The organism is Rhodococcus sp. 24CO, from assembly GCF_050586165.1.
In the GTDB taxonomy this organism is placed as follows: Bacteria; Actinomycetota; Actinomycetes; order Mycobacteriales; family Mycobacteriaceae; genus Rhodococcus_F.
The window spans coordinates 1-3,390 of the sequence record NZ_JAZFNF010000046.1; the positions used below are offsets into that span (position 1 = coordinate 1).

The 3,390-nt window shown below is 61.8% G+C and carries 1 protein-coding gene; it reads right to left on the minus strand.

All coding sequences use genetic code 11. The features are described from left to right. Positions 1-3,348: condensation domain-containing protein (locus V2B23_RS30705; RefSeq protein ID WP_430953670.1), on the minus strand; the 3,348-nt coding region annotated here is incomplete at its 3' end. Between the last annotated feature and the right edge of the window lie 42 nt (positions 3,349-3,390).

A 3,390-nucleotide genomic window follows, 5' to 3' on the forward strand; every position in this document is an offset into this window, starting at 1 on the left:
AACCTCCAACTCCCCACCCGACACACGCTCATCACCACACACCACCGCCAGCGAATTCCGATCCCCCGCAGCCGACAGTAGTTCCGGCAACACCAGCGCCCGACCACTCGAAACACCCGACACCGGAACCAACTCACCACATTCCGCCGGCGAGAGTAAATTCAGTGCGCCGAGTGGCAGGTTCGGGTCGGTAACCGCTGCGTCGATCACACGGAGGACTCGCTGCATCATCTCGTCTATCACGGTGTGGTCGAAGAGGTCTGGGAGGTACTTGATCGTCAGGTGTACAACGGCCTCGACGTGAGCGACCAGTCCGATCGGATAGTGCGCGGCGTCAACACCACTCACATCGACCACCCGCATCCCCGCAATATCCGTCTCCGCAGTCAACCCACCACGATCGACTGGATACGACTCGAACACCGTCATCGTGTCGAACACCGCGCCAGGCCCCGCCACCCGCTGAATATCCGCCAAACCCACATACTGATGATCCAAAAGCCCCGCCTGCTCAGCCTGAATCCGACCAAGAAGCACACCAAGAGTGTCCCGCCGATCCAACCGAACCCGCACCGGCACCGTATTGACAAACAAACCGATCATCGACTCCACACCCGCAACCTGCGGAGGACGACCGGCCACAGTCGAACCGAACGTCACATCATCACGAGAAGTCCACCCACCCAACACAATCGACCACGCCATCTCGATCACCGTATTCACAGTGACCCCCCTACCCCGCACAAACGACATCAACGCCGCAGTCTGTTCCTCGGTCAACTCACCGAACACATCCCGCGACTCGCGATACCGCCGGCCAGGATCGGCAGGCGCCACCAACGTCGGCTCGTCGACACCGTCGAATGCTTTGGCCCAGACGTCGAGTGACTCCGTCTTGTTCTGCGCGGCCACCCACGCCAGAAAGTCCCGATAGGGACGGACCCGGGGCAGCGCCGCACCGTCGGTGGCATAGAGCACCAGTAATTCCTTCAGAAGCAGTGGCGTCGACCAACCATCTAGCAGCAGATGATGATTGGTCATCACGAGCCGATAGCTTCCCGGGCCTGTGCTGACCAACATCCACCGCAACAACGGGGCGTGAGCCGGTTCGAACCGGGTAGCGCGATCCTCCGCCATCAGGTGATTCCAGGCACGAGCGCGGGGCCCATTGTCCAATCCGGAAAGGTCTATCTCCGACCACGGTGCTTCGACAAAATCGTGCACCACCTGCACCGGCTCAGATCCGACGTCGGAGAGAAAAGCAGTCCGCAGATTCGGATTGCGATCGAGCACCGATTGGCACGCACGGCGCAATCGCTGCGAATCAACCTCACCCCGCAAATCGACAACCAACTGCACCACATAAGCGTCCACCGACCCCTCGGACGCCAACGCATGGAACAGCAAACCTGCCTGCAGCGGGGACAACGGCCACACATCACTTAACGCCGGATACCTGTCCTCGAGCACCTCGATCTCACCTTGGCCGAGCCTGACCAAGGCCAGATCCGACGGCGTCCGGCCGCCGACACCGGGCTTCCCCGCGTCGGAGGCCAGCGCTGCCAGCGTGTCCGACCACATTCTCGCGGCCGCGTGAACATCGCCCTTGTCCAGTATCCCGCTGGGAAACGACCAGATTGCGCGCAGTCGCGACCTGCCGTCGTCGCCGACCACGGTGAGAGCATTGATGTCGAGCACAGCCGGCAACGGCGTATCCGGATTTTGTGCGCCACCCAGGTCACTGTCTCCGTTGATCGGAATCCACGCCGCCCCGGACCCGTTCGATACAGCACCCGCGCCTAGCCTACCGAGATAATTGAAGCCGATCTGCGGTGTTGGCAACTCACCCAACACCAGTCCGGTGTCCTCGTTGAGATACCGCAACAGCCCGTAACCGATCCCGTGATCGGGTACCGCCCGAAGCTGTTCCTTGACAGTCTTGACCACGGCACCCAAGGCCGGGCCACCCGAAGACGCGTCGTCGAGACCTACGTCCGAAAGATCCAACCGTAGGGGGAAACTCGTGGAGAACCAGCCGACGGTACGACTCAGATCCGAACCCGGAACCACACCTTCCTCCCGCCCATGACCCTCGAGCCCGATCAACACATCGGCAAGGGAAGGGTTGTCTTCGCGCCGCCATGCCGTGACCGCGACGGCGAGTGCCGCCAGTAGTGCGTCGACCACACCGCCGTGGAAGGCTTCCGGAACTGTGGTGAGCAGTGCCTCCGTCACGTCTGGGGAGACGTCAATCTCGATGGTGTCCGCGGTGGCGCTCACGTCGATGGAGGAGTCGAGGGGCCGGGACCCGATCATGGGGTCCTCGCCCCCAACCATCGATTGCCACAACGCAAGTTCGGCTGCCCGCTCCGGTCGACGAGCCTCCTCCACAAGCCCGTAAGCCCACCGACGCAAAGACGTCCCGACCGGTTCCAGTTCCGGCGATCTACCGGCCGCGACCTGCGACCATGCACTAGCCAGGTCGGGTATCAATACCCGCCACGACACCCCGTCAATGACCGAATGATGAGCCACCACCAGCGCACAACCCTGATCGCCGGCATGCGGGGGATCAAACCAGACCACCTGCACCACAGCGCCAGTGCTGGGATCAAGCCGATCCGCCGCAGCATCCAACTCGTATGCAGCCACCTCTCGGAAATCGGCGTCGCCACGCCCGGTCGATACTTTCCGAATTGTCTTCTCGGCTTGAATTGATCCAACGGGCAAGACTTTCCAGGTCCACGATCCATGTGTGTCTGGGCGCAATTGGGCCCGCAGCATGTCGTGATGGTCGAGCACCGCTTGCACCGTGCTCGCCAAGCTCGGTTCGTCTATTGCCTCCGGCAGATTCAGCATCACCGCTTGAGAGAAGCGATTGAACCCCGATGCGCTCCGCCCAACGAGCCACCGCATGATCGGCGTCAACGGAACCTCACCAACACCGCCGCCAGTCAATTCCTCCAACTTCGCTACGTCTGCTCCACCCGCCAGAACTGCTACCTCCGCCAGTCCGATAATCGTCTTACGCTCGAACACATCCCGCGGGGAGATCACCACTCCGTGAGCTTTTGCCCGCGCTGCAAGCTGAATCGACATGATGCTGTCTCCGCCGAGCGCAAAAAACGAATCCTCCACGCCCACCGATTCGAGTCCCAGCACTTCCTCGAACAATCCTGCCAACGTCGATTCCATCTCGGTTACCGGCGCCCGGAATTCCGCCCGAGCGGCAGCAAGATCCGGTGCAGGTAAGGCGTCGCGGTCCAGCTTTCCGTTAGGGGTAACCGGCAGCTCGTCAACCACCACCACTGCGGCCGGCACCATCTGCCGAACCACACGCTCCGCCATACAATCCACAATCTCCGAAGCATCCAGGCTCACAGACGGTTC